The sequence below is a fragment of the Neorhizobium sp. BT27B genome, from assembly GCF_050455485.1.
GTDB lineage: Bacteria > Pseudomonadota > Alphaproteobacteria > Rhizobiales > Rhizobiaceae > Neorhizobium.
In genome coordinates, this window is record NZ_JBCIYT010000001.1 from 242,345 (window position 1) to 268,166 (window position 25,822).

Consider the following 25,822-nt stretch of genomic DNA (forward strand, 5'->3'; position numbering starts at 1 on the left):
GCAATGAAGGCATGACCGAGTTGAAAAACATCTGCGTCTATGGCGCCGGAGCGCTTGGTGGCACACTGGCGGCACGACTTGTGGAAGGGCTCGGCGACACGGTTTCCGTTTCCGTCATCGCGCGCGGTGCGCATCTCCAAAAAATCCGTGAGAACGGCCTGGAAGTGCGTGTGAGCGGTGAAGACAAGCCGACCATCGTTCCCGTCACCGCAACCGACGACCCGAGGACGCTGCCCAAGCAGGATCTCGTCATTACCGGCCTGAAAGGTCATCAGGTACCGGCAGCGGCGGAAGGCATCGCCCATCTGCTGGCCGATCACACCCGCGTCGTGATGGTGCTGAACGGCATTCCGTGGTGGTATTTTCACCGCGACGAGAAGAGCGGCCATGCCGAACATCGCCTGCCGGAACTCGATCCCGGCGATCGCCTGTGGAATGCCGTCGGTCCACAACGTGTAATCGGCTGTGTTGCCTATCAGGGCGCCGAAGTGGTCGAACCGGGCATCATCCAGCTGCCGGCGCGTGGCCGTTTCATTCTCGGCGAACCGTCCGGCGAGATTTCGGCTGATCTGCAGGCCATCTCCGATCTCCTGACGCAGGCCAATGTCAAAATCATTCAGACCGCCGATATCCGTGGCGAAATCTGGAGCAAGCTGATGGGCAATGCGTCCTTCAATCCGATCAGCGCACTGACAAAAGCCCTCAGCGACCGCATCGTTACCGATCCAGCCCTTCTGGCGTTGATGAGCCGCGTCATGCAAGAGGTGTATGCCGTCGCTTCCGCCCTCGGCAGCCAGCCGGCGCAGACGGTCGAGGAACGATTGAAGGAAGCGATGACGATCGGCCCCCACCCCACCTCCATGCTTCAGGATTTCCTTGCAAAGAAACCGCTGGAATATGTCCCGCTGGTTGAAATGGTGGTGCGGCTCGGACAGATGACCGAAACACCGGTGCCGGCGCTCGATACCATCCTTGCACTGGTCGGCGAACTCGACCGGCAGAACCGTGAGGTTCAGGCCTGATAAATCGAGTCAACGGCTTGTGAGATAGAATCAGGAAAGCCCGACAAGGCGCTGATATGGAGTGCAAACAGCGGCCCAAAGAAAAACCCTCCGCGGCAGGGGAACAGCGGAGGGTCAGGTGACTTGGAGGTCAAAAATGTTTTTTGTTATCGTGCGACACCGAGGGGAGGAATGCCGCCTGTTATCTGATGTGTTCGATGTGTAGATAACCGATAAGTGGCCATTTGGTTCCACGCTTCCTTAACGGCCGAGTGTTATAGCTCTAAACCACCGCATGCAGCAGAGGCAACGATGTCGACCCATAATTTCCGCTTCACCCATTATGATCTGCGTGAACAGCGTGCCGGTACGATCGTGGATGTGACGCTGAATGCGGTGAACAACGTGCGTCTGATGACGGCGGTGAATTTTCAACGCTTCAAGGAAAAGCTCGACTACAAATATGTCGGCGGCATCGCCAAAAAATCACCGACACGGGTCATCATTCCGGATGCCGGTCACTGGCACCTGATTGTCGATGAGGAAGGTCATGGCGGGCTGGCGGGGTCTTCCGTCAAGGTCGTCGCACCGCCCGGCCGTCAGACCAAGGCGTCCTGACGCCTCAGCCTTCGCCGCGCTCACGCCGCAGTTTTTGCCACCAGTCCAGCCGCTTGCGGATATCCCGCTCAAAGCCGCGCTCGACCGGCTCGTAAAACGTCTGGCGACCCATCTTTTCCGGAAAATAATCCTGACCTGAAAACGCATCCGGCTCGTCGTGGTCGTAACGATAGCCGTCGTTATACCCTTCAGCCTTCATCAGCTTGGTCGGCGCATTGAGAATATGTTTGGGCGGCAGCAGCGAACCGTTTTCCTTCGCCGCCCGCGTCGCGGCCTTGAAGGCGGTATAGACGGCGTTGGATTTCGGCGCGGTGGCGAGATAGACGCAGGCCTGCGCCAGCGCCAGTTCGCCCTCCGGCGAACCGAGATAGTCATAGGCATCCTTGGCGGCATTGCACACCACCAGCGCCTGCGGATCGGCAAGGCCGATATCCTCCACTGCCATGCGCACCAGCCGGCGCCCGAGATAAAGCGGGTCCTCACCGGCATCGAACATACGGGCGAGATAATAGAGCGCCGCATCCGGGTCCGATCCGCGCACCGATTTATGCAGCGCAGAGATCAGATTGTAATGGCCGTCCTGCGCCTTGTCATAGACCGGCGCGCGACGCTGCACGATGCGGGTCAGGTTCTCTGTGTCAAAAACCTCCCCTGCCCGCGCGGCACGCCAAACCTCTTCGGCCAGCGTCAGCACAGCACGGCCGTCGCCATCGGCCATGCGCACCAGCGCCGCACGCGCGCTGCCATCGAGCGGCAGCGGCTTGTCTTCCACCTTTTCGGCGCGTGCCAAAAGTTCGGTCAGGCTTTCTTCGTCATGGCTTTTGAAGGTCAGAACACGGGCACGCGACAAAAGAGCGGCGTTGAGTTCGAAGGACGGATTTTCCGTGGTGGCGCCGACCAGCACGATCGTGCCGTCTTCCATCACCGGCAGAAAACTGTCCTGCTGGGCGCGATTGAAGCGATGGATCTCGTCGACGAACAACAGCGTCTGGCGGCCATCCATGCGGCGCAGCCGGGCGCCCTCAAAAACCTTCTTGAGATCGGCGACGCCGGAAAAGATCGCCGAAATCTGCTCGAAGGCCAGACCCGCCTCACCGGACAAAAGCCTTGCAACAGTGGTCTTGCCGGTGCCGGGAGGTCCCCAGAAAATCATCGAACCCAGCGAACCGCTGTCGATCATGCGGCGAAGCACGCCGTCTTCACCGGTCAGGTGCGATTGGCCGGTCACGTCAGCGATCGTTTTCGGTCTCAGCCGATCAGCAAGAGGCCGCCGATTGGCGACCTCCTCCGGAATTTTCGGTGCGAAAAGATCGTTGCTCATGATCGATCAGCGGAAGAACTGGCGGATGCGCTGGCCATCACGCTCGATCTCAAGACGCCAGAAACCCGGATCGGCATCTTTCAGGATGCCTTCGAGTTCCTTGCTGGTCTTCACCGTATCGCCGTTGAGCGAAATGATGATGTCCTTCGGCCGGAAGCCGACGCGGGCAGCAGGAGAGTTGCGGGCGATATCGGTCACCACGACGCCGGTCTTGTCGGCGGTCAGCTGCAGTTCGCCGGCAAGTTTCGGCGACAGATTGGCGACGCGCAGGCCGGCAAACGGATTGCGGCCTTCGATCAGGCGTTCGTCACGTGGCGTCGTTTCCGGCGCGGTGTTGAGCGCGATCGTCAGCTTGCGCTCACCGCTCGATTGGGCGACCGTCAGGTCCGCAGCCTTGCCGAGACCGGCCGTGGTCAGGCGGTAACCCAAGGCATCGGGATGCTCGACAGGGATGCCGTTGACGGCGGTAATGACTTCACCCGGCTTCAGGCCACCCTTGTCCGCCGGCCCACCTTCGACAACGGCCGTTACCAGCGCGCCGCGGGCGGTTTTCAGGCCAAGCGCTTCAGCAACCTCGGAAGTCACCGGCATGAAGGTCGCGCCGACATAAGGACGTTCGAAGGTGGTCTTGCCCTCTTCGGCAGCCTTCAGGAACACTTTTACGAGATTGCCGGGAATGGCAAAACCGACGCCGTTGGAACCACCACCACGCGAGAAGATCGCGGTGTTGATGCCGATCAGCTCGCCATTGGTGTTCATCAGTGCACCGCCGGAATTGCCGGGGTTGATCGACGCATCCGTCTGGATGAAGAAGCCGAAATCGCCATTGGTGACCTGGTTGCGGGCAAGGCCCGAAACGATGCCGCTGGTGACGGTCTGGCCGACGCCGAACGGATTGCCGATGGCGAGCACGAGATCACCGACCTCGACGGCATCGGAATTGGCGATGGCGAGAACCGGAAAGCTTTCCTTCGCCTTGATGCGCAGCACGGCCAGATCCATGCTCTCGTCCTTGAGGATCACCTCGCAGGGGAACTCACGGCCATCGGCCAGCGCGATCTTGATATCGTCAGCGCCCTGGATGACGTGGTTGTTGGTGACCACGAGACCGTTGTCGGAGAGGATGACGCCGGAGCCGAGCGACGACTGCTTTTCCGAGCGGTTCGGCATGCGCTGGCCAAAGAACTGCTCGAAGAAGGGATCGCCGGCAAACAGATTGTTCCGCTGCACGGCACGTTCGGCATAAACGTTGACCACGGCGCCCGCGGTGCGCTTGACCAGCGGCGCGAACGAAAGCTGCATCTGCTCACGGCTCTGCGGCAGGGTTTTCTCCTGCGCTTGCGCCGCAACGGGCAGAAGAAGGGTTAAAGCCAGAAGGCCGGTCGACACGCATTTTTGCATGTTCAGCATGTAGTTCCTCTATTCAGAAGGTCCGGCCACAACAGCCGGGGCCGATATATCGACGCCGAAGCTGGAAAACAAAGGTGGCCGAATCACGGACGAGATCGCGAAAATCGAATGGTTTCAGATTACATATAGGACAGGTAAGAATGGAAACCATGGACTTTCTGACACGCGCAAAAAACTGGGCAAAACGGCTGAAACGCGAGGTCGTGGTGCTGTGGTTTGCCGCCCGTGATCGCGCGTACCCTTGACGGCGAAGCTCGTGGCAGGTGCGGTTGCCGCCTACGCGTTGTCACCGATCGACCTGATCCCGGATTTCATCCCCGTCCTCGGTTATCTCGATGATGTGATCCTGGTGCCGCTCGGCATCATGCTGGCGGTAAAGCTCGTGCCGCAGGCGCTGATGGCCGAGTTCCGCGAGCAGGCAGCTTTGCGCGAAGGACGCCCGACCAGCCGCTCCGGCCTCATCGCCATCCTTGCCATCTGGCTTTTGTGCCTCATTTTGCTTGTCTGGGGTCTTTCAGATTTCTTCTGAAGGCTCGCCACCATGCAAGGAACGCCGGAATGAAGAATACGATCACCGCCACAGCCCTGACTGCCTTTCTCCTCGGCCTGACCTTGCCAACCCTGCCCGCGACCGCAGCCAGTTTCGACTGCAACGGCCAGAATCTGGCCGCCGATGAAAAAGCCATCTGCGAAAACCGTGACCTCAACGATGCCGACGTGAAGATGGTGACGACATTCGAGATCCTCACCGGGCTTCTGGCCATGGGCACGCGCGGCGAGATGCAGGACGATCAGGCCACATGGCTGAAACGCCGCCAGGCTTGCGGCGGTGATATCGAATGTATCCGCACCGCGTATGTAGGGCGGCTGAAACAGCTCAGCGAAACGTTCGAGAAGATCAACCGGCCGCTGTGATGGTGGTGTGGTGGTGCCATGAATGGTAAGCTGTCTCAGTTCATCAGAAGAGGTTCACCATGGCAGCCCTCGATAATCTGCCGGATGGCTCTGACGACACCGCGCGCGAGCCCACAAGCAGGGCCGTTAGCACCTATGTCGACGACGAAACCGACATCCTTCGCGGCATAGAAGCGGGCCTCTCCGATCTTCAATCCGGTAGACTCGTGCCGCATGATGAAGCCATGGCCGAGATAATGGCGCGGATCAATGCAGCGCAGTTTCAGGCGACGCCTGACACCGTATGACCGGCAGGGCCGGCGATATATTCAAGGGCGGCCTGAATATCCGCAGCCTCGGGAAGCGGATAATCCTCGAGGATTTCCTCATGACTTGCACCGGCCGCCAACAGTTCAAGAACATCCTTCCCACGGATCCGCAGGCCGCGAATGGCGGGGCGTCCCGCGCAGATTTGCGGATCGAAGGTGATGCGATGAAGTTCGGACATTTTTGCCTCCGGAGCCTGCCACCTAAACACAACACAAAGCCCCGCCGGTGAAACCTGACGGGGCTTTGATGTCTTAGTGCCGTATCGGCAAACCTTACTCCGGCAAGATCCGCACTGCGCCCTTGTCGGCCGAAGATGCAAAGGCCGCATAAGCCTTCAGCGCCGTCGTGACATTGCGCTTGCGCGGCGCTGCCGGCTTCCAGCCGAGCGTTTCCTGCTCGTGGCGGCGGGCCGCCAGATCGGCGTCCGAAACCTTCAGGTTGATCGTGCGGTTCGGAATGTCGATCTCGATCATATCACCCGGCTGAACCAGACCGATGGCGCCGCCCTGTGCCGCTTCCGGCGAGGCGTGACCGATCGACAGGCCCGACGTGCCACCGGAGAAACGGCCGTCGGTGATGAGAGCGCAGGCCTTTCCAAGGCCCTTCGACTTCAGATAGCTGGTCGGATAGAGCATTTCCTGCATGCCCGGTCCGCCCTTGGGACCTTCGTAACGGATGACGACGACGTCACCGGCAACGACTTCGTTGCTCAGGATGCCCTTCACGGCAGCGTCCTGACTCTCGAAAACCACAGCCGGGCCGGTGAATTTCAGGATCGATTCATCGACACCGGCGGTTTTGACGATGCAGCCATCGAGCGCGATGTTTCCGTAGAGAACAGCCAGACCGCCGTCCTTGGAGAACGGATGTTCGACCGAGCGGATAACGCCCTTTTCGCCGTCTGCGTCGAGATCATCCCAGCGCGAGGACTGCGAGAAGGCGACCTGCGTCGGCACGCCGCCCGGTGCGGCCTTGAAGAAGGTGCGGACAGTCTCGGAATTGGTGCGGGTGATATCCCAGCGGTCGATGGCATCACCGAGCGTCGGCTCGTGGACGGTGTAGCAATCGCGGTTGATCAGGCCACCGCGATCGAGTTCGCCGAGAATACGCATGATGCCACCGGCGCGGTGCACGTCTTCCATATGGACGTCCTGCTTGGCAGGCGCGACCTTGGACAGGCACGGTACCTTGCGCGACAGCTTGTCGATCTCTTCCATGCCGAAATCGATGCCGCCCTCATAGGCGGCCGCGAGGATGTGCAGAACCGTATTGGTCGAACCGCCCATGGCGATATCGAGCGACATGGCGTTCTCGAAAGCTTTCTTGCTGGCGATATTGCGCGGCAGGACGTTTTCGTCCTCCTGCTCATAATAACGGCGTGCGAGATCAACGATCAGGTGACCGGCCTCGACGAACAGGCGCCTGCGATCCGAATGGGTGGCGAGCGTCGAACCGTTTCCGGGCAAGGACAGGCCGAGCGCCTCGGTCAGACAGTTCATCGAGTTGGCGGTGAACATGCCGGAGCAGGAACCGCAGGTCGGGCAGGCCGAGCGTTCGATGACAGCCACGTCCTCGTCGGAAATCTTGTCATCCGCAGCGGCGACCATGGCATCGACGAGATCGAGCGCAACCGTCTTGCCGTGCATGACAACCTTGCCGGCTTCCATAGGGCCGCCGGAGACGAAGACTGCCGGAATGTTCAGGCGCATGGCAGCGTTCAGCATGCCGGGCGTGATCTTGTCGCAGTTGGAGATGCAGACCATGGCATCGGCGCAATGGGCGTTGACCATGTATTCGACCGAGTCGGCGATGATTTCGCGCGATGGCAGCGAATAGAGCATGCCGTCATGGCCCATGGCGATGCCGTCATCGACGGCGATGGTGTTGAATTCCTTGGCAACACCGCCGGCCGCCTCGATTTCGCGCGCAACCAGCTGGCCGAGATCCTTCAGGTGGACGTGGCCGGGTACGAACTGCGTGAAGGAATTGACGACGGCGATGATCGGCTTGCCGAAATCCGAATCCTTCATGCCGGTGGCGCGCCAAAGGCCGCGCGCACCCGCCATGTTGCGGCCGTGGGTGGTGGTTCTGGAACGATAAACTGGCATGGATGTGTCCTCACTCGATCGGACCCTGCAGTCTATCTGCTCCCCGGCAGAGACGCAAAAGCCCTATTTTTGTGGTTTTCCTACTCCAATCGCGAACGGGTGTCACTGCCAGAAACCGGCAAAACAGTACGGTACGGTACGGTTCGCAAAATGAACTTGGTCAACGCCGCAAGTCATCAGGCATAACGCCAAAATGCTGCATGATCATATCGACGTTGCGGCGGTGGGATTTGAAATAGACGTCGAACAGATCACCGAACACCGGCACGCTGCCGACCACAGAATCCAGCGCGATATTGCCGACCATCTGCGCCAGCTTATCGGCGGGCACACCCATGCGGCGCGCTTCGTTGACGATGTAGAGGCCGATTAACGCGCCGCCGGCATCACCGATCACCGGAACGAGGCCCATTACGGAATCTGCGCCAAAGCGGATGCCGGTACCGGGAATGCGGATGGCAGTGTCCATCAGCCGCGCGATACCCGACAGCCTGCGCAGACGACGCAGTCTCTCGATACTATCGGTGAAATCGTCTCCGGTGGTATTTCCAGCGGCATTCCATGTGCGTGCGGCCATTTTTGCCTCCAGCAAATCCATTGCTGCATAAATGAATGGGGATTGCTGTGGTTCCCTGCAATGCCGGCGGTGAGATTTGTCTCCTCAAGGACAATCCCAGGCTTCACGCAAACGTGGTTCATTCGCATCCGCTGGGTGCTGTGAAACCAAACCGCCCGGCGCTACGTATATTGACGGAATACAGTTTTCAGCTGGAGGCCGATCATGGCTGCCTATCGCCCACCACACATTCCCGCATCCGACATTACGCCGCGCAGCATCTACATGTCGCGCCGCAGCTTTCTCGGTACGGCCGCTGCCGGCCTTGCCCTGACTGGCGCAGGCAGCGCGTTTGCCGCACCGCTGCAGGCCAGGCCCGGCCCCTATACACTGGACGAGAAGCTGACGCCGAAGGAAGCGGTGACCTCCTACAACAATTTTTATGAGTTCGGGACGGACAAGAGCGATCCGTCCAACAATGCCGGCGACTTCAAGCCGACGCCCTGGACGGTGAAGGTCGACGGGCTTGTCGGCAAACCGAAGGAATTCGGCCTCGAAGAGCTGTTGAAGATGCCGATCGAGGATCGCACCTATCGCATGCGCTGCGTCGAGGGATGGTCGATGGTGATACCATGGATCGGTTTTCCGCTGGCGGCATTGCTCGATCAGGTGGAGCCGCAGGGCAGCGCCAAATATGTTTCCTTCGAAACGGTGGTGCGGCCGGAAGAAATGCCGGGCCAGAAAGGCCTTTTTCAGCCCCTGCCCTGGCCTTACGTCGAAGGATTGCGCCTCGATGAGGCCCGTCATCCGCTGACCATCCTCGCCGTCGGTCTTTATGGCGAAACGCTGCCCAACCAGAACGGTGCACCGATCCGACTGGTGGTGCCGTGGAAATACGGCTTCAAGAGCATCAAGTCGATCGTCAGGATTTCGCTTGTCGAAAAGCAGCCCGAAACCACCTGGAAAAACAGCAATGCCCGCGAATACGGGTTCTATTCCAACGTCAATCCGGCCGTCGATCACCCGCGCTGGAGCCAGGCGACCGAGCAGCGCATCGGCGAAGGTGGTTTCTTCAAGACGGCGCGGCGGCCAACCCTGCCCTTCAATGGCTATGCCGATGACGTCGCTGGTCTTTATGCCGGTCTGGACCTGAAGGCAAACTACTGATGTCTGTCATTCCCGCCCTGCCGCGCAAGTTCCACGGCCCGAGTATCTGGGCGCTCTATGTCATCGGTCTCTGTCCCGCGGCGTGGTATTTCTATCTTGGCGCAACGGGCGGCCTCGGCATCAATCCGGTCAAGGAATTCGAGCACCTGCTGGGTTTGTGGGCGCTGCGCTTCATCATCGCCACACTTGCAGTGACGCCGCTGCGCGATCTGGTTGGCATCAACTGGATCCGCTATCGGCGGGCGCTGGGTCTCCTCGCCTTCTATTATGTCGTGATGCATTTTTCGGTGTGGATGCTGCTCGATCTCGGCATGGATGTGCATGCAGTCCTGGGGGATATCCTCAAACGTCCCTATATTTCGATCGGCATGGTGTGCCTTGCGGCGCTGGTGCCGCTGGCGGTTACATCCAACAACTATTCGATCCGGCGTCTCGGCAAGCTCTGGATCGACATGCATCACCTGATCTACCCGATCGCCCTTGGCGGGGCGCTGCACTATTTCCTCGCCGTCAAATCGATCACCACCGGGCCCTTCATTCACATCGCAGCGATTGCCCTGCTTCTTGCCTATCGGCCGCTGCGCAAACCCATCATGCGCTGGAAGCGGGCGCGCAAGTCCGTGGATAGCCCACAGCCAGCACATCGCTGACGCGCCCTCGCCTTGACTTTGCCCATCTCGCAGTCTCCATTCCGGGCCGAATGGAGATCGGGGCATGACGACAGCAGACACGACAGCGAGCGGCGGACGACTGTCCTTCCTCGACACTTATCTGTGTGATCTGCGCCCCTGGGGCGAGCTTCGCGGTTCTGCCCGGTTCATGGTCGAGTTTCTCTATTTCGGCGTCAAGGAAGCGCGGGCCTGTCTGTTTGCCGGCCTGTTTTTCGTTTCGATCTTTCTGGTGCCGAAAGCAGGACTGCTTGGCCTGCCGCGCTACGACGTTCTGCTGATCATCGCACTCGCCATCCAGATCTTCATGATCTGGAGCAAGCTCGAAACCTGGGACGAAGCCAAGGCGATCGGCCTGTTTCACATCGTCGGTTTTGCGCTGGAAGTGTTCAAGACGTCAGGCAGCATCCAGTCATGGTCCTATCCGGATTTCGCCTATACCAAGCTGTTTGGCGTACCGCTGTTTTCCGGTTTCATGTACGCCGCCATCGGCAGTTACATCATTCAGGCCTGGCGGCTGTTCGACCTGCGTATCCACCATCATCCAAGCTACTGGATGGCGACAGTGATTGCGCTGGCGGTCTATATCAACTTTTTCAGCCACCATTATATCGGCGATTATCGCTGGTATATCGCAGCCTGCGCGATCGGCCTTTATGCGCGCACCACGGTCACCTTCCGCCCTTATGACCGCGAACGGAAAATGCCGCTTCTGCTGGCTTTCGTTCTGATCGGCTTTTTCATCTGGTTTGCCGAAAACGTCTTCACGCTCGTCGGTATCTGGCAATATCCGAACCAGATCGGTGCATGGTCTACCGTGCATCTCGGCAAGTGGAGTTCGTGGTCGATGCTGGTCATCATGACCTTCACGATCGTCGCGCACCTGAAGCACATCAAGCGGCAGATCCACGTTCCGGAATAAGCGCTACCGCAAGCAGATGAGGGCCGGACCCTGATGTGTCCGACCCTCGCCCCTCCCGCTGAACCTCGCGTGATGTCTAAAACTGTTTCTTGAAGAGCAGACGATCGAGCGACAGATAACCGCCGCCGAAGGCTGCGAACATGAAAGCGCCGCCAGTCCAGAACAACGATGCCTGTTCCGCCTTGCCCTGCGCCTGATGCAGGAATTTTGCGCCGCCATCGGCGAGCCTTGCCATTGCCGGCTGGGTGAACAGATCGCCGCCAGCCTTCAGCGCATCGATACCGGCCTGCGTCAGAAATGCATCTCCGTATGGATGCGCGAAATGATAGAACAGCGTGATCGCCAACATGACACCATTGGCCAGCGCTGCCGGACGGGTGAACAGGCCGAGAGCAATCATGATGCCACCGAAAAACTGCACGGCGGCGAGAAGCGGCGACCACAGCCAGCCCGGATAGAAGCCGATATTCTCGACAAAGCCGATTTGCGCGAACGGCGCCGTGATCTTGGCCCATCCCTCGATGGCAAGCATCCCGCCAATTGCCAGACGGAACACGCTCCAGGCCATGGGCTGAGCAATCCGTTCGTAAAATCCGCCAAGGGCAGGAATAAACAAATTTCTGGGTTCGCGGTCGAATATCGGAGCGTAAGTCATTGTCATCCCTCGCACTGTGTTGACAAGAGACAACTTAGCGGGATCACCGCCGGCCGACTTTGATTACAGTCAATCGCGAAAGACAAATGTCTGCGGCGGCGACCAATCCGATACCAACCGCGTAGGCCAGGATATTCCAGAGCGAGAAAACGCGGCCAAGCAGCAATTTCCCGGCCAGCGTCAGGCGAAACGCGTCGAGTTCGGGCGTGTGATATAGCCGGGAGAATTCCACCGCGGCGGCGATTGCTAGCGCCATGACGACCATCCGAACGATCCTCAGTGAACCGCTGACAACAGCGATCAGCAGGAAGACCATGGCGCCCCAGAGAATGGAGCCACCATATTTCACCACCAGGAAGGACAGTCCGAGATCATATCCGAAGCGCCGGAGTGCCAGCCCCGCCATGATCACGAGGATGACGACGAGCAGCCTGCGCCACCTCCGGTTCCACATCTCTTTGTCGGTCGCCATGCGCCCTCCCCGCAAGACATGAAAAAGGCCGGGCGTTTCCACCCGGCCTTTTCAAAGGATAGATCGAAGCCGAAATTAAGCGGCTTCAGCAGCTTCTGCTTCAGCGGCAACACGAGCCTTGTCGGCCTTGCCCTTGGCATCAACGTCGCGTTCAACGAACTCGATGACAGCCATCGGAGCGTTGTCGCCCTGACGGTAACCAGCCTTCATGATACGCAGGTAACCGCCGTTGCGGGTTGCGTAACGCGAAGCGATGGCATCGAACAGCTTCTTGACAGCGTCGTTGTCCTGGATCTGCGAGATGGCCTGACGACGAGCGTGCAGGTCGCCGCGCTTGCCGAGCGTTACCAGCTTCTCGACGATCGGGCGAATTTCCTTCGCCTTCGGGAGAGTGGTGACGATCTGCTCGTGCGTGATGAGCGAAGCAGCCATGTTGGCGAACATCGCCTTACGGTGGCTGGCAGTACGGTTAAGCTTGCGGCCGGCTTTTGCGTGGCGCATGATTTGTCTCCTTCACTTGCAGGCATTCGCCTGCAGTCTGACTAGTTAGTATTGGTCTTCGTAACGCTTTGCGAGGTCTTCGATGTTCTCCGGCGGCCAGGCGGGAACTTCCATACCAAGATGGAGGCCCATGGACGCGAGAACTTCCTTGATCTCGTTGAGCGACTTGCGACCAAAGTTCGGAGTGCGGAGCATTTCTGCTTCGGTCTTCTGGATCAGGTCGCCGATATAAACGATGTTGTCGTTCTTCAGGCAGTTCGCCGAACGGACGGAAAGTTCCAGTTCGTCGACCTTCTTGAGGAGCGCCGGGTTGAATGCCAGCTCGGTGACTGCTTCCTCTTCGGCTTCCTTCTGCGGCTCGTCGAAATTGACGAAGACCGACAGCTGGTCCTGAAGGATGCGGGCAGCGAATGCGACGGCATCTTCACCGGTGACCGAACCATCGGTTTCGATGGTCATGGTCAGCTTGTCATAGTCGAGAACCTGGCCTTCGCGGGTGTTCTCAACCTTGTACGATACCTTCTTCACCGGCGAGTAGAGGCTGTCGACCGGGATAAGGCCGATCGGAGCATCTTCCGCACGGTTGCGATCGGCCGGGACGTAACCCTTGCCGTTGTTGACCGTGAACTCCATGCGGATCTCGGCGCCCTCGTCGAGCGTGCAGATCACGTGGTCAGGGTTCAGGATCTCGATATCGCCGACCGTCTGGATGTCGCCGGCAGTGACCGAACCCGGACCCTGCTTGCGAACGACCATGCGCTTGGCATCGTCGCCGTCCATCTTGATGGCGATTTCTTTGATGTTGAGCACGATATCCGTCACATCTTCCCGAACGCCGGGGATGGAGGAGAATTCATGCAGGACGCCGTCGATCTGCACTGCGGTGACAGCAGCACCACGCAGAGACGACAGGAGAACGCGACGCAGGGCGTTGCCGAGCGTAAGACCGAAGCCACGTTCAAGCGGCTCGGCGACCAGCGTTACCTTCGTGCGACCGGACGAGGTGAAATCGACCTTGTTCGGCTTGATCAATTCCTGCCAGTTCTTCTGAATCATATTTTTCCCTTCCGTACGCTGCCACCATCCAATCGTGGCAACCGATCACGAGAACACCAACGATGCAAGATGCTTGTCGGCGATACAGGCAAAGCCGCCAAACCTCAAACGTGAGGCCGGGCGGCGATACCAGAGTTCTTTGAACGAAGCCGCGCCACACGCAGCCCCGAAATGCGATCAGACGCGGCGCTTCTTGCGCGGACGGCAACCGTTGTGCGGGATCGGCGTCACGTCGCGAATGGAGGTGATCATGAACCCGGCAGCCTGGAGGGCGCGCAGAGCCGATTCACGGCCGGAACCCGGACCGGTAACTTCGACTTCAAGCGACTTCATGCCGTGTTCCTGAGCCTTCTTGGCGCAGTCTTCAGCAGCGATCTGGGCCGCAAACGGAGTCGACTTACGCGAACCCTTGAAGCCCTTTGCACCAGCAGACGACCAAGCAATTGCGTTGCCCTGTGCGTCCGTGATGGTGATCATCGTGTTGTTGAAAGTCGAGTTAACGTGGGCAACGCCCGACGTGATGTTTTTACGTTCGCGACGGCGAACGCGTGTGGCTTCCTTGGCCATGATCTTCCTTTCGTCGATCTCTTCACCGCCGTAGTTCCAGCGGCTCCACCGGCCTGCATCGCAAGGATACAGGCCAAATTATAAAGAGGCCGGCAGCAGCCAGCCTCCCACTCCGGATTCCCGAAGATTACTTCTTCTTACCAGCAATCGCCTTCGCCGGACCCTTGCGGGTACGAGCGTTGGTGTGCGTGCGCTGACCGCGGACCGGAAGGCCACGACGGTGACGCAGGCCACGGTAGCAACCGAGGTCCATGAGGCGCTTGATGTTCATCGCAGTTTCGCGACGAAGATCGCCTTCGACCTGATAGTCGCGGTCGATGGTTTCGCGGATCTGAAGGACTTCAGAGTCCGTCAGCTGATGGACGCGCTTATCGGCGGGAAGACCAGTCTTCTCCATGATTTCCTGCGCGAACTTCGGACCAATCCCGTGAATGTAGGTCAGCGCGATAACAACGCGCTTCGCAGTCGGGATGTTGACGCCAGCGATACGTGCCACGTCTGCTCTCCTTTTCCAGTTGCCATCCGGCAAGTGGTGCTTGTTCATGATAGCGACCTTAAGCGGTCACCAGTTCAATTTCGATCCGGAACATGTCAAAACGATCGGACCCGGCTTCCCTCACGGGAAAACCGCGCCGATCGCAGAAATGTCGCGAGTTGGCGCGGTGTTTAGCGGAATCAGTGGCTGAAAGCAACCGGCACCGCCAAGATTCTTTAACAGTCCCCTACGGATCAAAGAGCCGACAGGTGCTTTTCGATTTCAGCCGTGACCGTCTTTACGTCAGCCATGCCATCGATCGTCTTCAACTGGCCGGTCGAAGCATAATGCGCCGATAGCGGAGCAGTCTTCTCGCGGTATTCGACCAGACGCTTCTTGAAAGCTTCCGGCATGTCATCTGCACGAACCTTGCCGCCTGCGGCGATCGTTTCGGCGACTCGGTTTTCGATTCGGCCCAACAGGGCGTTCTCGTCGACCTTCAGCTCGATGACCGTATCCAGCGGGCAGCCCTTGTCCTCGAGCATCTTCTCCAGCGCAACGGCCTGCGGCACGGTGCGCGGATAACCGTCGAGGATAAAGCCCTTGGCACAGTCCTCGGCGTCGATGCGTTCAGCGACGATCGCATTGACGATCTCGTCTGAGACCAGCTGGCCAGCATCCATGACGGCCTTAGCCTTAAGGCCGATTTCAGTTTCGGCTTCCTTGGCGGCACGAAGCATGTCGCCGGTGGAGAGCTGCGGAATACCGTATCTCTCGGTCAGAAGCTTGGCCTGGGTGCCCTTGCCCGCCCCGGGCGGTCCCAAAAAGATCAGTCTCATCGTCCCCTCTTTCCTCCGCGCAGTTTCGACTTCTTGATCAGACCCTCATACTGCTGCGCAATGAGGTGTCCCTGGATCTGTGCGACCGTATCAAGGGTTACACTGACGACAATCAAAAGCGAAGTACCACCAAGGGCTAATGGAATACCCGTGCGGGCAATCAGAAGCTCAGGCAGAGTGCAGACGAAGACAAGATAAATAGCGCCGATAACCGTGATGCGGGTAAGCACGTAGTCAATATATTCAGCGGTGCGATCACCCGGACGAATGCCCGGAATGAAGCCACCATGTTTCTTCAGGTTGTCCGCCGTCTCCTTGGGATTGAAGACGATGGCCGTGTAGAAGAAGGCGAAGAAGGCGATCAGCAGGCCATACAGAAGCATGAACACTGGCTGGCCGTGGCCGAGCGCCGAGATAACCATGGTTGCCCATTCAGGCAGCTGGTTGTTGCTGGCAAAGCCAGCAGCCGTTGCCGGCAGAAGCAGCAAAGAGGAAGCGAAGATTGCCGGAATGACACCCGAAGTGTTGAGCTTCAGCGGCAGGTGCGACGTGTCGCCCTGGAACATGCGATTGCCGACCTGACGCTTCGGATACTGGATCAGAAGGCGACGCTGCGCACGCTCGACGAAAACGATCAGAGCTATGACGCCGATGGCAACGAGGACGACCAGCAGAATGAGGCCCGTGTTCAGCGCGCCCGTGCGGCCAAGTTCCAGCGTGTTGGCAAGAGCGCTCGGCAGGCCTGCGGCAATACCGGCGAAGATGATCAGCGAGATACCGTTGCCGAGACCGCGCGAGGTGATCTGCTCACCCAGCCACATCAGGAACATGGTGCCGCCAAGCAGCGTCACGACGGTGGCGATTCGGAAGAACCAGCCCGGATCGATAACAAGCCCCTGCCCGCTTTCGAGGCCGACAGCAATGCCATAGGCCTGCAGCGTGCCGAGAAGAACGGTGCCGTAACGGGTGTACTGGTTAATGATCTTGCGGCCCTGCTCGCCTTCCTTCTTCAGGTTTTCAAGCGAGGGAACGACCGAGGTCATCAGCTGCACGATGATCGATGCGGAGATGTAAGGCATGATGCCGAGCGCGAAGATCGCCATACGCTCGACGGCGCCGCCCGAAAACATGTTGAAGAGGCCGAGAATACCACCCGACTGACCGCGGAAGGCTGCGGCATAAGCCTCGGGGTTCAGACCCGGAAGCGGAATATGCGTACCCAGACGGTACACAAGAAGGGCTGCCAGCGTAAACCACAGGCGCTTCTTGAGATCTTCCGCCTTGGCGAAAGTCGAAAAATTCAGATTTGAGGCCAGTTGTTCAGCTGCTGAAGCCATGGAATTCTCCGCCCGACCCTGTCCCCGGCAGCAAAACGCCAAACCGGAACCTAGTCTTGATTCTGTTTTTCAGAAATTCGGGGGCGCGAACTGCAATCAGCAATCGCCTGCCTCACCCGCTTTTCCGTTTGATCCCGGTAAGCTGACCGGCCGGACTGCCCTGGGATCGTGAGGCTCACATATGGACATAAAATCGCCCGGTGTGAAGCTCACTCCGGGCGATTTCAAAGGTTTTACTCTGCGGCAGTTTCGACAGCCGGAAGCTTGATCGAGCCACCAGCCTTTTCGATCTTCTCGACAGCAGCCTTGGAGGCGCCGGCGGCTTCGATCGAAACCTTTACCGTCAGTTCGCCGTCGGACAGGACGCGAACGCCGTCCTTGAGGCGACGGATGACGCCGGCAGCCTTGAGGGCTGCAGCATCGATCGTTGCCTTCGGGTCGAGCTTCTTGGCATCGATCGCAGCCTGAATACGGCCAACCGAAACGGTTGCGAAGTCAGACGAGAAGATGTTGTTGAAGCCACGCTTTGGCAGACGACGGTAGATAGGCATCTGACCGCCTTCGAAGCCGTTGATGGCAACGCCGGAACGGGCCTTCTGACCCTTGACGCCGCGACCACCGGTCTTGCCCTTGCCCGAACCGATACCGCGACCTACGCGGATACGGTCCTTGGAGGCGCCTTCGTTGTCCTTGATCTCATTCAGTTTCATGATCAAACCCTCACTTCTCGTCGACGACGCGGACGAGATGCTGGACGGCCCGGATCATGCCACGAACGGAAGGAGTGTCTTCCAGCGTGCGAACCCGGTGCATCTTGTTGAGGCCCAGACCAACCAGCGTTGCACGCTGAACGGCCGGACGGCGAATAGGCGATCCGATCTGTTCGATCGTAACCGTCTTTGCTTCAGTCTTCTTCGTAGCCTTAGCCATGTGTCAGACTCCTCTTATTCTTCCGACGCATTGCCGGAAGCGGCGCGACGAGCCTGCAGTGTGGCATACTTAAGGCCACGCTGAGCTGCCACATCCTTCGGATGCACCTGGTGCTTGAGGGCATCGAACGTCGCACGGATCATGTTGTACGGGTTCGACGAACCGGTCGACTTTGCAACAACGTCGTGCATGCCGAGAGTTTCGAAAACGGCGCGCATCGGGCCACCGGCGATGATGCCGGTACCAGCCTTGGCTGCACGAAGCAGAACCTTGCCGGCGCCATGGCGACCGTTGACGTCGTGATGCAGCGTACGGCCGTCACGCAGCGGTACGAAGATCAGATCGCGCTTGGCAGATTCAGTTGCCTTGCGGATAGCTTCCGGCACTTCACGAGCCTTGCCATGGCCGAAGCCAACGCGGCCCTTCTGGTCGCCGACGACGACGAGAGCAGCAAAACCGAAGCGACGGCCGCCCTTGACGACCTTGGCGACGCGGTTGATCGCGACCAACTTGTCGACGAATTCGCTATCGCGCTCTTCACGGCCCTGACGATCGTCACGGCCCTTTCTTTCCTGTGCCATTGTCCTTTTCCTTTTTCTTTTGCGGGTGGAACGGCAGGTTAAAGATAACCCGTCCCCTCTTTCTCAAGATCGGCCGGGGGCTGCGGAGAAACCGCATTTCGCCCGGCCTCCCCTATTGGGTGAGACCGGGCGAAAATTTCTTAGAAGCTCAGACCGCCTTCGCGGGCAGCTTCAGCAAGTGCCTTGATGCGGCCATGGTAGATGAAGGCGCCGCGATCGAACACGACTTCCGTCACGCCGGCCTTGGAGGCGCGCTCTGCAACCAGCTTGCCGACGGCAGCAGCTGCTGCAACGTCCGCACCGGTCTTCAGCGACTTGCGCAGATCGACGTCGAGCGTGGAAGCGGCTGCAAGAGTGCGGCCGGCCACATCGTCGATGACCTGTACGTAGATGTTCTTGGACGAGCGGTGAACCGACAGACGCGGACGGCCGTTTGCGACCTTCTTGATCTGGCGGCGAACACGGCTCGCACGCTTTGTGAGTGCTTCTTTTCTGGTAGCCATGATCGCTCGTCCTTACTTCTTCTTGCCTTCCTTGCGGACGATCCGTTCCCCAGCGTACTTGACGCCTTTGCCCTTGTAGGGCTCGGGACCGCGGTATTCGCGGATTTCCGCTGCAACCTGACCGACCTGCTGCTTATTGATGCCGGAGACGACGATTTCCGTCGGCTTCGGCACGGCAATGGTGATGCCCTCAGGGGCTTCATAGACAACATCGTGAGAGAAACCGAGCTGCAGCTGCAGGTTCTTGCCCTGCAGAGCCGCGCGGTAACCGACGCCGTTGATTTCGAGCTTGCGCTCGTAACCGTCCTTAACGCCCTTGAAGATGTTCTCGATCATCGTGCGGGACATGCCCCACTTCGAACGAGCATCCTTGGAATCGTTGACCGGGGTCACCGAAACAGCGTTTTCGTTGTATTCAACTTTGACTTCGTCGTTAGCAACGAAGAAAAGTTCGCCCTTCGGGCCCTTTGCGGTGATCTTCTGGCCGTCGACCGAAGCCGTTACGCCTGCAGGAACCGGAACGGGCTTTTTACCGATACGAGACATTATGTTATCCTGTCTGTCCGTTATGGAGATCCTTGCCCAGTCTTAGAAGACCGAGCAAAGAACCTCGCCGCCTACGTTCTGCTCGCGCGCCTGGTGATCGGCCATCACGCCCTTCGGTGTCGAAAGGATGGTGATACCGAGGCCGTTCGAGACCTGCGGGATGGACTTAACCGAGACATAAACTCGGCGGCCCGGCTTCGAAACGCGGCCGATCTTACGGATCACGGACGCGCCTTCGTAGTACTTGAGTTCGATTTCGATCTCGGCCTTGCCGTTACCAAAATCAATTTCCGAATAACCGCGGATGTAGCCTTCAGCCTGCAGAACATCGAGAACGCGAGCGCGCAGCTTGGAAGCAGGCGTCGAAACGGTGTTCTTGCGACGGGCAGCGCCGTTGCGGATGCGGGTGAGCATATCGCCCAAGGGATCAGTCATGGTCATCTAACGATCTCCTTACCAGCTCGACTTAACAATGCCCGGCACCTTGCCGGAATTACCAAGCTCACGAAGCGCGATACGCGACATTCCGAGCTTGCGGTAGAAAGCGCGCGGGCGACCGGTGACTTCACAACGGTTGCGGATACGCGTTTTCGAGCCATCACGCGGCAGAGAAGCGAGCTTGACAGAAGCCTTGAAGCGCTCTTCGATGGGCAGTGCCTGGTTCATGATGGTCGCCTTCAGAGCAGCACGCTTCTCAGCGTGTGCGGCAACCGTCTTGCGGCGGCGCTTGTTCTTTTCAACTGCGCTGGTTTTCGCCATATCGTAGTTCCTTTAAAACGCTTGTCGTTACGGTTACTGGCGGAACGGGAAGTTGAACTCTTTCAGAAGAGCCCGTGCTTCGTCGTCGCTGGTAGCCGTCGTGCAAACGATGATGTCCATGCCCCACATCTGATCAACCTTGTCGTAGTTGATCTCCGGGAACACAATGTGCTCCTTCAAGCCCATGGCGAAGTTGCCACGACCGTCAAAGGACTTCGGGTTCAGGCCGCGGAAGTCGCGAACGCGCGGAAGCGCGATGTTGACCAGGCGATCTACGAACTCGTACATGCGGGCGCCGCGCAGGGTAACCTTCGCGCCGATCGGCATCTGCTCGCGGACCTTGAAGCCGGCGATAGAGTTGCGAGCCTTGGTGATGACCGGCTTCTGGCCGGCGATAGCAGCCAGATCGGCAGCAGCCACGGTGGGCTTCTTCGAATCGGCAGTTGCTTCACCAACGCCCATGTTGATGACGATCTTGTCCAGCTTGGGGATCATCATTTCATTGGCGAACGAGAACTGTTCCTGCAGCGCTGCGCGGATGCGGGAAACGTATTCGGTCTTGAGCCGCGGCTCGTACTTGGACTCAGCCATCGATCACATCTCCCGTACGCTTGGCCACACGAACCTTCTTGCCGTCGACGACGGAGAAACCAACGCGGGTCGGCTTGCCGTCTTTCGCGACGATCGCGATGTTAGACAGGTGGATCGATGCTTCTTTGTTGATGATGCCAGCTTCCTGCGTCTGTGTCTGACGCTGGTGACGCTTCACCATGTTGATGCCGCCGACGACCGCACGGTCTTCCTTCGGCAGAACCTGGAGGACTTCACCGGTACGGCCCTTGTCCTTGCCGGTGAGTACGACGACGTTGTCGCCCTTCTTGATCTTCTGCATGGTTCTCGCTCCTTACAGTACTTCGGGAGCCAGCGAGATGATCTTCATGTGGTTCTTGGCGCGAAGTTCGCGCGGAACCGGTCCGAAGATACGGGTGCCGATCGGCTCTTTTTTGTTGTCGATGAGGACCGCTGCGTTGTTATCGAAGCGGATGACGCTGCCGTCGGCGCGACGGATGTCCTTGGCGGTACGAACGACCACCGCCTTCATCACATCGCCCTTCTTCACGCGGCCGCGCGGGATGGCTTCCTTGATCGAAACGACGATAATGTCGCCGACCGAAGCATACTTGCGCTTGGAGCCGCCCAGCACCTTGATGCACATGACACGACGTGCGCCGGAATTATCCGCCACGTCGAGGTTTGTTTGCATCTGAATCATGTCAGGTCGCCTTCTCGTAAGGACCGAAACGGTTGGGCATAGAGCCCCCTATTCCGGCCATGGACATATTTTATTTCGCGCGGGTTGGGTCTTGCCAAGGTGGTTTCCCCAACGGGACCTTCCCTGCGCTGCAAAGCAAAAAGAACGCCCGTAAACCGGGCGTTCTCAGCCGATGGGCTGCTTCATACAGATTTCTGCGGCAGACGCAAGGGCCTGCCGCAATTCTGTGGGCTTAAGCCTGGGCAGAAACAACTTTCCAGGTCTTGTCCTTGGAGATCGGTGCGCATTCCTCGATGGAAACGACATCACCAATCTTGTACTGGTTGGTTTCGTCATGCGCCTTGTACTTCTTCGAACGGCGAACCGTCTTCTGAAGCAGCGGATGAGCGAATCGGCGCTCGACGCGGACAACAACGGTCTTCTCGTTCTTGTCGGAAACGACTACGCCCTGCAGAATGCGTTTTGGCATATTATTCTTCCTTAGGCCTTGGCTTCTGCCGCCTTCTGGCGGGCAATGGTCTTCACGCGAGCGATGTCCTTGCGGACTTCGTTGATGCGGGAGCTCTTCTCAAGCTGGTTGGTGGCCTTCTGGAAGCGCAGATTGAACTGCTCTTTCTTCAGGTCAGCAAGCTTATCCTTGAGCTGATCGGCCGTCAGGCCGCGTACTTCTTCGGCTTTCATCGTGCCTCTCCTTACTCTGCGATGCGCTGAACAAAGCGCGTCGTGACCGAGAGCTTGGCAGAGCCGAGGCGCAGGGCCTCGCGCGCGATTTCTTCCGAAACGCCGTCGATCTCGAACATGATACGACCAGGCTTGACCTTGCAAGCCCAGTATTCAACAGAACCCTTACCCTTACCCATACGAACTTCGGTGGGCTTGGCAGTAACCGGGACGTCAGGGAAGACGCGGATCCATACACGGCCCGCGCGCTTCATGTAACGGGTGATCGCGCGGCGAGCCGCTTCGATCTCGCGAGCGTTCACGCGGTTCGGTTCCTGAGCCTTCAGGCCGAATTCGCCGAATGCCAGGTCGAAGCCGCCCTTGGCAACGCCCTTGATGCGGCCCTTGAACTGCTTGCGGAACTTGGTACGCTTTGGCTGCAACATTTTCTTACTTCTCCGAGCTTATCTTTCGCCAGCGCTAATCAAGCGTTTTCGCGTTCGCGGCGACCGCCGCGATCGTTGCGTTCGCGGCTTGCCGGACCCTGTGCGTCGCCTTCAAGGCCACGACGTTCGGAAGCCATCGGATCGTGCTCAAGGATTTCGCCCTTGAAGATCCAGACCTTGATGCCGCAGATGCCGAATGCGGTAGAGGCTTCAGCCGTACCGTAGTCGATGTCTGCACGCAGGGTGTGAAGCGGCACGCGGCCTTCGCGGTACCATTCGGTACGAGCGATTTCAGCACCGCCGAGACGGCCTGCGCAGGTGATCTTGATGCCTTCGGCGCCGAGACGCATGGCCGACTGAACGGCACGCTTCATCGCACGGCGGAAAGCCACGCGGCGCTCGAGCTGCTGGGCGATCGACTGACCGACCAGCGTGGCATCGATTTCCGGCTTGCGCACTTCAACGATGTTGAGGTGCGTTTCCGAAGAGGTCATGGTCGAGATCTTCTTGCGAAGCTTCTCGATGTCTGCACCCTTCTTGCCGATGATCAGACCCGGGCGAGCCGAGTGGATCGTGACGCGGCACTTCTTGTGCGGACGCTCGATAACCACCTTGGCGATGCCGGCCTGCTTCAGCTCGGACATCAGGTAAGCGCGGATCTTCAGGTCTTCATGGAGCAGCTGGCCGTATTCGGCGTTGTCGGCGAACCAACGGCTGTCCCAGGTACGGTTAATGCCGAGGCGGAAACCGATAGGATTGATTTTCTGACCCATTATGCGGCCTCCCCTTTTTCCTCGACTTCGCGAACGACGATCGTCAGATGCGCGAACGGCTTTTCGATGCGCGAGGCGCGGCCGCGACCACGAGCGTGGAAACGCTTCATGGTGATCGACTTGCCGACGTAGGCTTCCGCCACGATCAGGCTGTCGACGTCGAGGTCATGGTTATTCTCGGCGTTGGCGATAGCAGACTCGAGAGTCTTCTTCACCGAACCGGAAATGCGCTTGCGCGAAAATTCCAGTTCTGCCAGGGCGCGTTCAACCTTCTTGCCACGGATCATGGCAGCGACGAGGTTGAGCTTCTGCGGGCTGACGCGAAGCGTGCGGGCTACTGCCTGTGCTTCGTTGTCCTTCAGCCGGCGTTCGGTCTTAGCCTTCGCCATGGTTACTTCCTCTTCGCCTTCTTGTCCGCACCGTGACCGTAATAGGTCCGGGTCGGAGAGAATTCACCGAACTTGTGACCGACCATGTCTTCGTTGACATTGACCGGAATGTGCTTGCTGCCGTTGTAGACGCCGAACGTCAGGCCAACAAACTGGGGCAGGATCGTGGAGCGACGGCTCCAGATCTTGATAACTTCTGCACGTCCGCCTTCGCGCACCTTCTCAGCCTTCTTGAGAAGATAGCCGTCAACAAACGGACCTTTCCATACTGAACGAGCCATTTTTTGACTTCCCTCTTACTTCTTGCGCTGGTGGCGCGAACGCATGATGAACTTGTCGGTCGACTTGTTCGAACGCGTGCGCTTGCCCTTGGTCGGCTTACCCCATGGGCTCACCGGATGGCGACCACCAGAGGTACGGCCTTCACCACCGCCGTGCGGGTGATCGACCGGGTTCATGACGACGCCGCGGTTATGCGGACGCTTGCCACGCCATACGGTACGACCAGCCTTGCCGTCGTTGATGTTGCCGTGATCCGGGTTGGATACGGCACCGACTGTACCAAGGCACGAAGCCGGTACGAGGCGCTGTTCACCGGAGTTCAGACGCAGGATCGCCATGCCGGCATCGCGGCCGACGAGCTGCACGTAGGTGCCAGCCGAACGAGCAATCTGCCCACCCTTGCCAGGCTTCATTTCCACGTTGTGGACGATGGAGCCGACCGGGATGTACTGCAGCGGCATCGTGTTGCCGGGCTTTACGTCCACTGCCTTGGTGGAGGCAATGACCTTGTCGCCGGCAGCAAGACGCTGCGGAGCAAGGATGTAAGCCTGCTCACCATCCGTGTAGGTGATGAGCGCGATGAACGCGGTACGGTTCGGGTCGTATTCCAGACGCTCGACGGTGCCTTCGATGTCGAACTTGCGACGCTTGAAGTCAACCAGGCGATAGGTACGCTTGTGACCGCCGCCGATGAAGCGGGCGGTGATGCGGCCGTTGTTGTTACGACCGCCGCTCTTGGAGAGACCTTGCGTAAGCGCCTTGACCGGCTTGCCCTTCCAGAGGCCCGAGCGGTCGACGATAACCAGCTGGCGCTGGCTAGGGGTCGTCGGATTGTAGCTTTTCAATGCCATGATCTAATTCCCTCAGAGGCCCGTGGACACGTCGATGGACTGGCCTTCGGCGAGCGTGACGATAGCCTTCTTGACGTCCTTCTGCTTGCCGACGAAGCCGCGGAAGCGCTTCGTCTTGCCCTTGCGGACCAGCGTATTGACGGCAGTGACCTTGACGCCGAAGAGAGCTTCGATGGCAGCCTTGATTTCAGGCTTGGAAGCGGTCTTGGCGACGTTGAAGACGACCTGGTTCTGTTCGGATACCAGTGTCGACTTTTCGGTGATCGACGGAGAGACGATCACGTCGTAGTGGCGAATGTCGATCACTTGAAACGCTCCTCGAGGGCTTCAACCGCAGCCTTGGAAAGCACGAGCTTGCCGCGACGCAGGATGTCGTAAACATTGATGCCCTGTACCGGAAGAACGTCCACGTTCGGGATGTTCTGGGCAGCGAGCTTGAAGTTGCTGTCGAGTTCGGCACCGCCGATGAACAGCACGTTGGTCAGGCCGAGCGAAGCGAACGTACCGACCAGACCCTTGGTCTTTGCTTCAGCAGCAACCAAGTCATCGATAACGATCAGATCTTCAGACTTCAGCTTGGCCGACAGGGCGTGACGCAGAGCAAGCGCACGAACCTTCTTGGGAAGGTCGAATGCATGGCTGCGGGTAACCGGGCCGTGAGCCTTGCCACCACCACGGAACTGCGGAGCGCGAGCCGAATGGTGACGAGCGCGGCCCGTACCCTTCTGCTTGAACATCTTGGCGCCGGTGCGGGAAACTTCCGCACGTGTCAGCGTCTTGTGTGTGCCCTGCTGCTTCTTGGCAAGCTGGTAGCGAACCATACGGGCGAGGATGTCCTCGCGCGGGTCGAGGCCGAAGATCGCGTCGGACAGGGAAACCTTGCCGGCGTCTTTTCCCTCGAGGGTCTTGACGTTGAATTCCATTTGCTTGGC

Annotated in this window: 39 protein-coding genes and 1 pseudogene; 8 read left to right on the forward strand and 32 right to left on the reverse strand. The window is 59.0% G+C overall.

The window, feature by feature from the left end:
• The first annotated feature begins 11 nt into the window (after positions 1–11).
• Positions 12–1,022: a ketopantoate reductase family protein gene (locus AAIH70_RS01275; RefSeq protein ID WP_132273324.1), complete on the forward strand. Its 1,011-nt coding sequence runs from the start codon at positions 12–14 to the stop codon at positions 1,020–1,022.
• A 291-nt stretch (positions 1,023–1,313) separates the two neighbouring features.
• Positions 1,314–1,619 carry a DUF1883 domain-containing protein gene (locus tag AAIH70_RS01280; RefSeq protein ID WP_132273323.1) on the forward strand — a complete coding sequence of 102 codons (306 nt, stop codon included), beginning with the start codon at positions 1,314–1,316 and terminating at the stop codon, positions 1,617–1,619.
• A 4-nt stretch (positions 1,620–1,623) separates the two neighbouring features.
• Here AAIH70_RS01280 and AAIH70_RS01285 read toward each other — a convergent pair whose 3' ends face one another.
• Together AAIH70_RS01285 and AAIH70_RS01290 are read right to left on the reverse strand one after the other, a co-directional pair.
• Positions 1,624–2,940: a replication-associated recombination protein A gene (locus tag AAIH70_RS01285; protein WP_132273322.1), complete on the reverse strand. Its 1,317-nt coding sequence runs from the start codon at positions 2,938–2,940 to the stop codon at positions 1,624–1,626.
• 6 nt (positions 2,941–2,946) lie between these two features.
• Positions 2,947–4,350 (reverse strand): DegQ family serine endoprotease, encoded by a 1,404-nt coding sequence (locus AAIH70_RS01290; protein ID WP_132273321.1) that lies wholly within the window; start codon positions 4,348–4,350, stop codon positions 2,947–2,949.
• A 149-nt stretch (positions 4,351–4,499) separates the two neighbouring features.
• Between AAIH70_RS01290 and AAIH70_RS01295 the strand changes: the two are divergent.
• From AAIH70_RS01295 to AAIH70_RS01305, 3 genes and pseudogenes are all read left to right on the forward strand, one after another.
• A pseudogene (locus AAIH70_RS01295) lies at positions 4,500–4,879 on the forward strand (YkvA family protein).
• Positions 4,880–4,908: 29 nt separating this feature from the next.
• Positions 4,909–5,265: a lysozyme inhibitor LprI family protein gene (locus AAIH70_RS01300; RefSeq protein ID WP_132273320.1), complete on the forward strand. Its 357-nt coding sequence runs from the start codon at positions 4,909–4,911 to the stop codon at positions 5,263–5,265.
• Between the two features lie 59 nt (positions 5,266–5,324).
• Positions 5,325–5,552: a CopG family transcriptional regulator gene (locus tag AAIH70_RS01305; protein WP_132273319.1), complete on the forward strand. Its 228-nt coding sequence runs from the start codon at positions 5,325–5,327 to the stop codon at positions 5,550–5,552.
• Here AAIH70_RS01305 and AAIH70_RS01310 read toward each other — a convergent pair.
• The 3 genes from AAIH70_RS01310 to AAIH70_RS01320 all read right to left on the reverse strand — a co-directional run bounded on the left by AAIH70_RS01310 (position 5,528) and on the right by AAIH70_RS01320 (position 8,259).
• Positions 5,528–5,752, reverse strand: coding sequence for a DUF433 domain-containing protein (locus AAIH70_RS01310; protein ID WP_132273318.1), 225 nt, complete (start codon positions 5,750–5,752; stop codon positions 5,528–5,530). The two genes, AAIH70_RS01305 and AAIH70_RS01310, sit on opposite strands and share 25 nt — an antisense overlap.
• A 94-nt stretch (positions 5,753–5,846) precedes the next feature.
• Positions 5,847–7,682 (reverse strand): dihydroxy-acid dehydratase, encoded by a 1,836-nt coding sequence (gene ilvD, locus AAIH70_RS01315; RefSeq protein ID WP_132273317.1) that lies wholly within the window; start codon positions 7,680–7,682, stop codon positions 5,847–5,849.
• Between the two features lie 160 nt (positions 7,683–7,842).
• Complete coding sequence (locus tag AAIH70_RS01320) at positions 7,843–8,259, reverse strand: DUF4112 domain-containing protein (protein WP_132273316.1); 417 nt, start codon at positions 8,257–8,259, stop codon at positions 7,843–7,845.
• A gap of 204 nt (positions 8,260–8,463) precedes the next feature.
• On the opposite strand from AAIH70_RS01320, the gene msrP reads away from it, so the two are divergent.
• From msrP to AAIH70_RS01335, 3 genes are all read left to right on the forward strand, one after another.
• Positions 8,464–9,405: a protein-methionine-sulfoxide reductase catalytic subunit MsrP gene (msrP, locus tag AAIH70_RS01325; protein ID WP_132273315.1), complete on the forward strand. Its 942-nt coding sequence runs from the start codon at positions 8,464–8,466 to the stop codon at positions 9,403–9,405.
• The gene (gene msrQ, locus AAIH70_RS01330) at positions 9,405–10,055 is read left to right on the forward strand and encodes a protein-methionine-sulfoxide reductase heme-binding subunit MsrQ (protein WP_132273314.1); all 651 of its coding nucleotides are present in this window, start codon (positions 9,405–9,407) and stop codon (positions 10,053–10,055) included. The genes msrP and msrQ overlap by 1 nt, the downstream gene beginning before the upstream one ends.
• Positions 10,056–10,119: 64 nt before the next feature.
• Positions 10,120–10,995 carry a DUF817 domain-containing protein gene (locus AAIH70_RS01335; RefSeq protein ID WP_132273313.1) on the forward strand — a complete coding sequence of 292 codons (876 nt, stop codon included), beginning with the start codon at positions 10,120–10,122 and terminating at the stop codon, positions 10,993–10,995.
• Positions 10,996–11,071: 76 nt separating this feature from the next.
• Here AAIH70_RS01335 and AAIH70_RS01340 read toward each other — a convergent pair whose 3' ends face one another.
• The 27 genes from AAIH70_RS01340 to rplD all read right to left on the reverse strand — a co-directional run bounded on the left by AAIH70_RS01340 (position 11,072) and on the right by rplD (position 25,813).
• On the reverse strand, positions 11,072–11,563 hold the full coding sequence (locus tag AAIH70_RS01340) for a DoxX family protein (RefSeq protein WP_245519113.1): 492 nt from the start codon (positions 11,561–11,563) through the stop codon (positions 11,072–11,074).
• A gap of 130 nt (positions 11,564–11,693) precedes the next feature.
• Positions 11,694–12,122: a DUF2809 domain-containing protein gene (locus AAIH70_RS01345; protein ID WP_132273311.1), complete on the reverse strand. Its 429-nt coding sequence runs from the start codon at positions 12,120–12,122 to the stop codon at positions 11,694–11,696.
• 75 nt (positions 12,123–12,197) lie between these two features.
• Positions 12,198–12,623, reverse strand: coding sequence for a 50S ribosomal protein L17 (gene rplQ / locus AAIH70_RS01350; protein ID WP_132273310.1), 426 nt, complete (start codon positions 12,621–12,623; stop codon positions 12,198–12,200).
• A 45-nt stretch (positions 12,624–12,668) separates the two neighbouring features.
• Positions 12,669–13,679, reverse strand: coding sequence for a DNA-directed RNA polymerase subunit alpha (locus AAIH70_RS01355; RefSeq protein ID WP_132273309.1), 1,011 nt, complete (start codon positions 13,677–13,679; stop codon positions 12,669–12,671).
• 177 nt (positions 13,680–13,856) lie between these two features.
• Complete coding sequence (gene rpsK / locus AAIH70_RS01360) at positions 13,857–14,246, reverse strand: 30S ribosomal protein S11 (RefSeq protein ID WP_112731736.1); 390 nt, start codon at positions 14,244–14,246, stop codon at positions 13,857–13,859.
• A 127-nt stretch (positions 14,247–14,373) separates the two neighbouring features.
• Positions 14,374–14,742: a 30S ribosomal protein S13 gene (rpsM, locus tag AAIH70_RS01365; RefSeq protein ID WP_132273308.1), complete on the reverse strand. Its 369-nt coding sequence runs from the start codon at positions 14,740–14,742 to the stop codon at positions 14,374–14,376.
• 233 nt (positions 14,743–14,975) lie between these two features.
• Complete coding sequence (locus tag AAIH70_RS01370; protein ID WP_132273307.1) at positions 14,976–15,560, reverse strand: adenylate kinase; 585 nt, start codon at positions 15,558–15,560, stop codon at positions 14,976–14,978.
• Positions 15,557–16,897, reverse strand: coding sequence for a preprotein translocase subunit SecY (gene secY / locus AAIH70_RS01375; protein WP_132273306.1), 1,341 nt, complete (start codon positions 16,895–16,897; stop codon positions 15,557–15,559). Before secY ends, AAIH70_RS01370 begins: the two co-directional genes overlap by 4 nt.
• A gap of 233 nt (positions 16,898–17,130) precedes the next feature.
• The gene (rplO, locus tag AAIH70_RS01380; protein WP_132273305.1) at positions 17,131–17,607 is read right to left on the reverse strand and encodes a 50S ribosomal protein L15; all 477 of its coding nucleotides are present in this window, start codon (positions 17,605–17,607) and stop codon (positions 17,131–17,133) included.
• A gap of 10 nt (positions 17,608–17,617) precedes the next feature.
• Entirely contained in the window at positions 17,618–17,827 is a 210-nt protein-coding gene (gene rpmD / locus AAIH70_RS01385; RefSeq protein ID WP_054158113.1) for a 50S ribosomal protein L30, read from the reverse strand.
• Positions 17,828–17,841: 14 nt separating this feature from the next.
• Positions 17,842–18,408 carry a 30S ribosomal protein S5 gene (rpsE, locus tag AAIH70_RS01390; RefSeq protein WP_132273304.1) on the reverse strand — a complete coding sequence of 189 codons (567 nt, stop codon included), beginning with the start codon at positions 18,406–18,408 and terminating at the stop codon, positions 17,842–17,844.
• A 140-nt stretch (positions 18,409–18,548) separates the two neighbouring features.
• Positions 18,549–18,911 (reverse strand): 50S ribosomal protein L18, encoded by a 363-nt coding sequence (rplR, locus tag AAIH70_RS01395; RefSeq protein ID WP_132273303.1) that lies wholly within the window; start codon positions 18,909–18,911, stop codon positions 18,549–18,551.
• Positions 18,912–18,923: 12 nt separating this feature from the next.
• Entirely contained in the window at positions 18,924–19,457 is a 534-nt protein-coding gene (gene rplF / locus AAIH70_RS01400) for a 50S ribosomal protein L6 (protein WP_132273302.1), read from the reverse strand.
• Positions 19,458–19,499: 42 nt separating this feature from the next.
• Positions 19,500–19,898 (reverse strand): 30S ribosomal protein S8, encoded by a 399-nt coding sequence (gene rpsH, locus AAIH70_RS01405; RefSeq protein ID WP_132273301.1) that lies wholly within the window; start codon positions 19,896–19,898, stop codon positions 19,500–19,502.
• Positions 19,899–19,910: 12 nt separating this feature from the next.
• Entirely contained in the window at positions 19,911–20,216 is a 306-nt protein-coding gene (gene rpsN / locus AAIH70_RS01410) for a 30S ribosomal protein S14 (RefSeq protein WP_132273300.1), read from the reverse strand.
• 33 nt (positions 20,217–20,249) lie between these two features.
• Complete coding sequence (rplE, locus tag AAIH70_RS01415) at positions 20,250–20,807, reverse strand: 50S ribosomal protein L5 (RefSeq protein WP_132273299.1); 558 nt, start codon at positions 20,805–20,807, stop codon at positions 20,250–20,252.
• Complete coding sequence (gene rplX, locus AAIH70_RS01420) at positions 20,800–21,108, reverse strand: 50S ribosomal protein L24 (protein ID WP_112731758.1); 309 nt, start codon at positions 21,106–21,108, stop codon at positions 20,800–20,802. Before rplX ends, rplE begins: the two co-directional genes overlap by 8 nt.
• A 12-nt stretch (positions 21,109–21,120) precedes the next feature.
• Positions 21,121–21,489 carry a 50S ribosomal protein L14 gene (rplN, locus tag AAIH70_RS01425; RefSeq protein ID WP_003495199.1) on the reverse strand — a complete coding sequence of 123 codons (369 nt, stop codon included), beginning with the start codon at positions 21,487–21,489 and terminating at the stop codon, positions 21,121–21,123.
• Between the two features lie 232 nt (positions 21,490–21,721).
• Complete coding sequence (rpsQ, locus tag AAIH70_RS01430) at positions 21,722–21,958, reverse strand: 30S ribosomal protein S17 (RefSeq protein ID WP_112731760.1); 237 nt, start codon at positions 21,956–21,958, stop codon at positions 21,722–21,724.
• 11 nt (positions 21,959–21,969) lie between these two features.
• Complete coding sequence (gene rpmC / locus AAIH70_RS01435) at positions 21,970–22,170, reverse strand: 50S ribosomal protein L29 (protein ID WP_132273298.1); 201 nt, start codon at positions 22,168–22,170, stop codon at positions 21,970–21,972.
• A gap of 11 nt (positions 22,171–22,181) precedes the next feature.
• The gene (rplP, locus tag AAIH70_RS01440; RefSeq protein ID WP_132273297.1) at positions 22,182–22,595 is read right to left on the reverse strand and encodes a 50S ribosomal protein L16; all 414 of its coding nucleotides are present in this window, start codon (positions 22,593–22,595) and stop codon (positions 22,182–22,184) included.
• A gap of 38 nt (positions 22,596–22,633) precedes the next feature.
• Positions 22,634–23,368 (reverse strand): 30S ribosomal protein S3, encoded by a 735-nt coding sequence (gene rpsC / locus AAIH70_RS01445; RefSeq protein WP_132273296.1) that lies wholly within the window; start codon positions 23,366–23,368, stop codon positions 22,634–22,636.
• Positions 23,368–23,757, reverse strand: a complete 390-nt coding sequence (gene rplV / locus AAIH70_RS01450; RefSeq protein ID WP_132273295.1) for a 50S ribosomal protein L22 — start codon at positions 23,755–23,757, stop codon at positions 23,368–23,370. The genes rpsC and rplV overlap by 1 nt, the downstream gene beginning before the upstream one ends.
• 2 nt (positions 23,758–23,759) lie before the next feature.
• Positions 23,760–24,038 (reverse strand): 30S ribosomal protein S19, encoded by a 279-nt coding sequence (gene rpsS / locus AAIH70_RS01455; protein ID WP_018900272.1) that lies wholly within the window; start codon positions 24,036–24,038, stop codon positions 23,760–23,762.
• A gap of 15 nt (positions 24,039–24,053) precedes the next feature.
• Entirely contained in the window at positions 24,054–24,890 is an 837-nt protein-coding gene (rplB, locus tag AAIH70_RS01460; RefSeq protein WP_132273294.1) for a 50S ribosomal protein L2, read from the reverse strand.
• 12 nt (positions 24,891–24,902) lie between these two features.
• The gene (locus AAIH70_RS01465; protein ID WP_112731768.1) at positions 24,903–25,196 is read right to left on the reverse strand and encodes a 50S ribosomal protein L23; all 294 of its coding nucleotides are present in this window, start codon (positions 25,194–25,196) and stop codon (positions 24,903–24,905) included.
• On the reverse strand, positions 25,193–25,813 hold the full coding sequence (gene rplD, locus AAIH70_RS01470) for a 50S ribosomal protein L4 (RefSeq protein ID WP_132273293.1): 621 nt from the start codon (positions 25,811–25,813) through the stop codon (positions 25,193–25,195). The genes AAIH70_RS01465 and rplD overlap by 4 nt, the downstream gene beginning before the upstream one ends.
• Between the last annotated feature and the right edge of the window lie 9 nt (positions 25,814–25,822).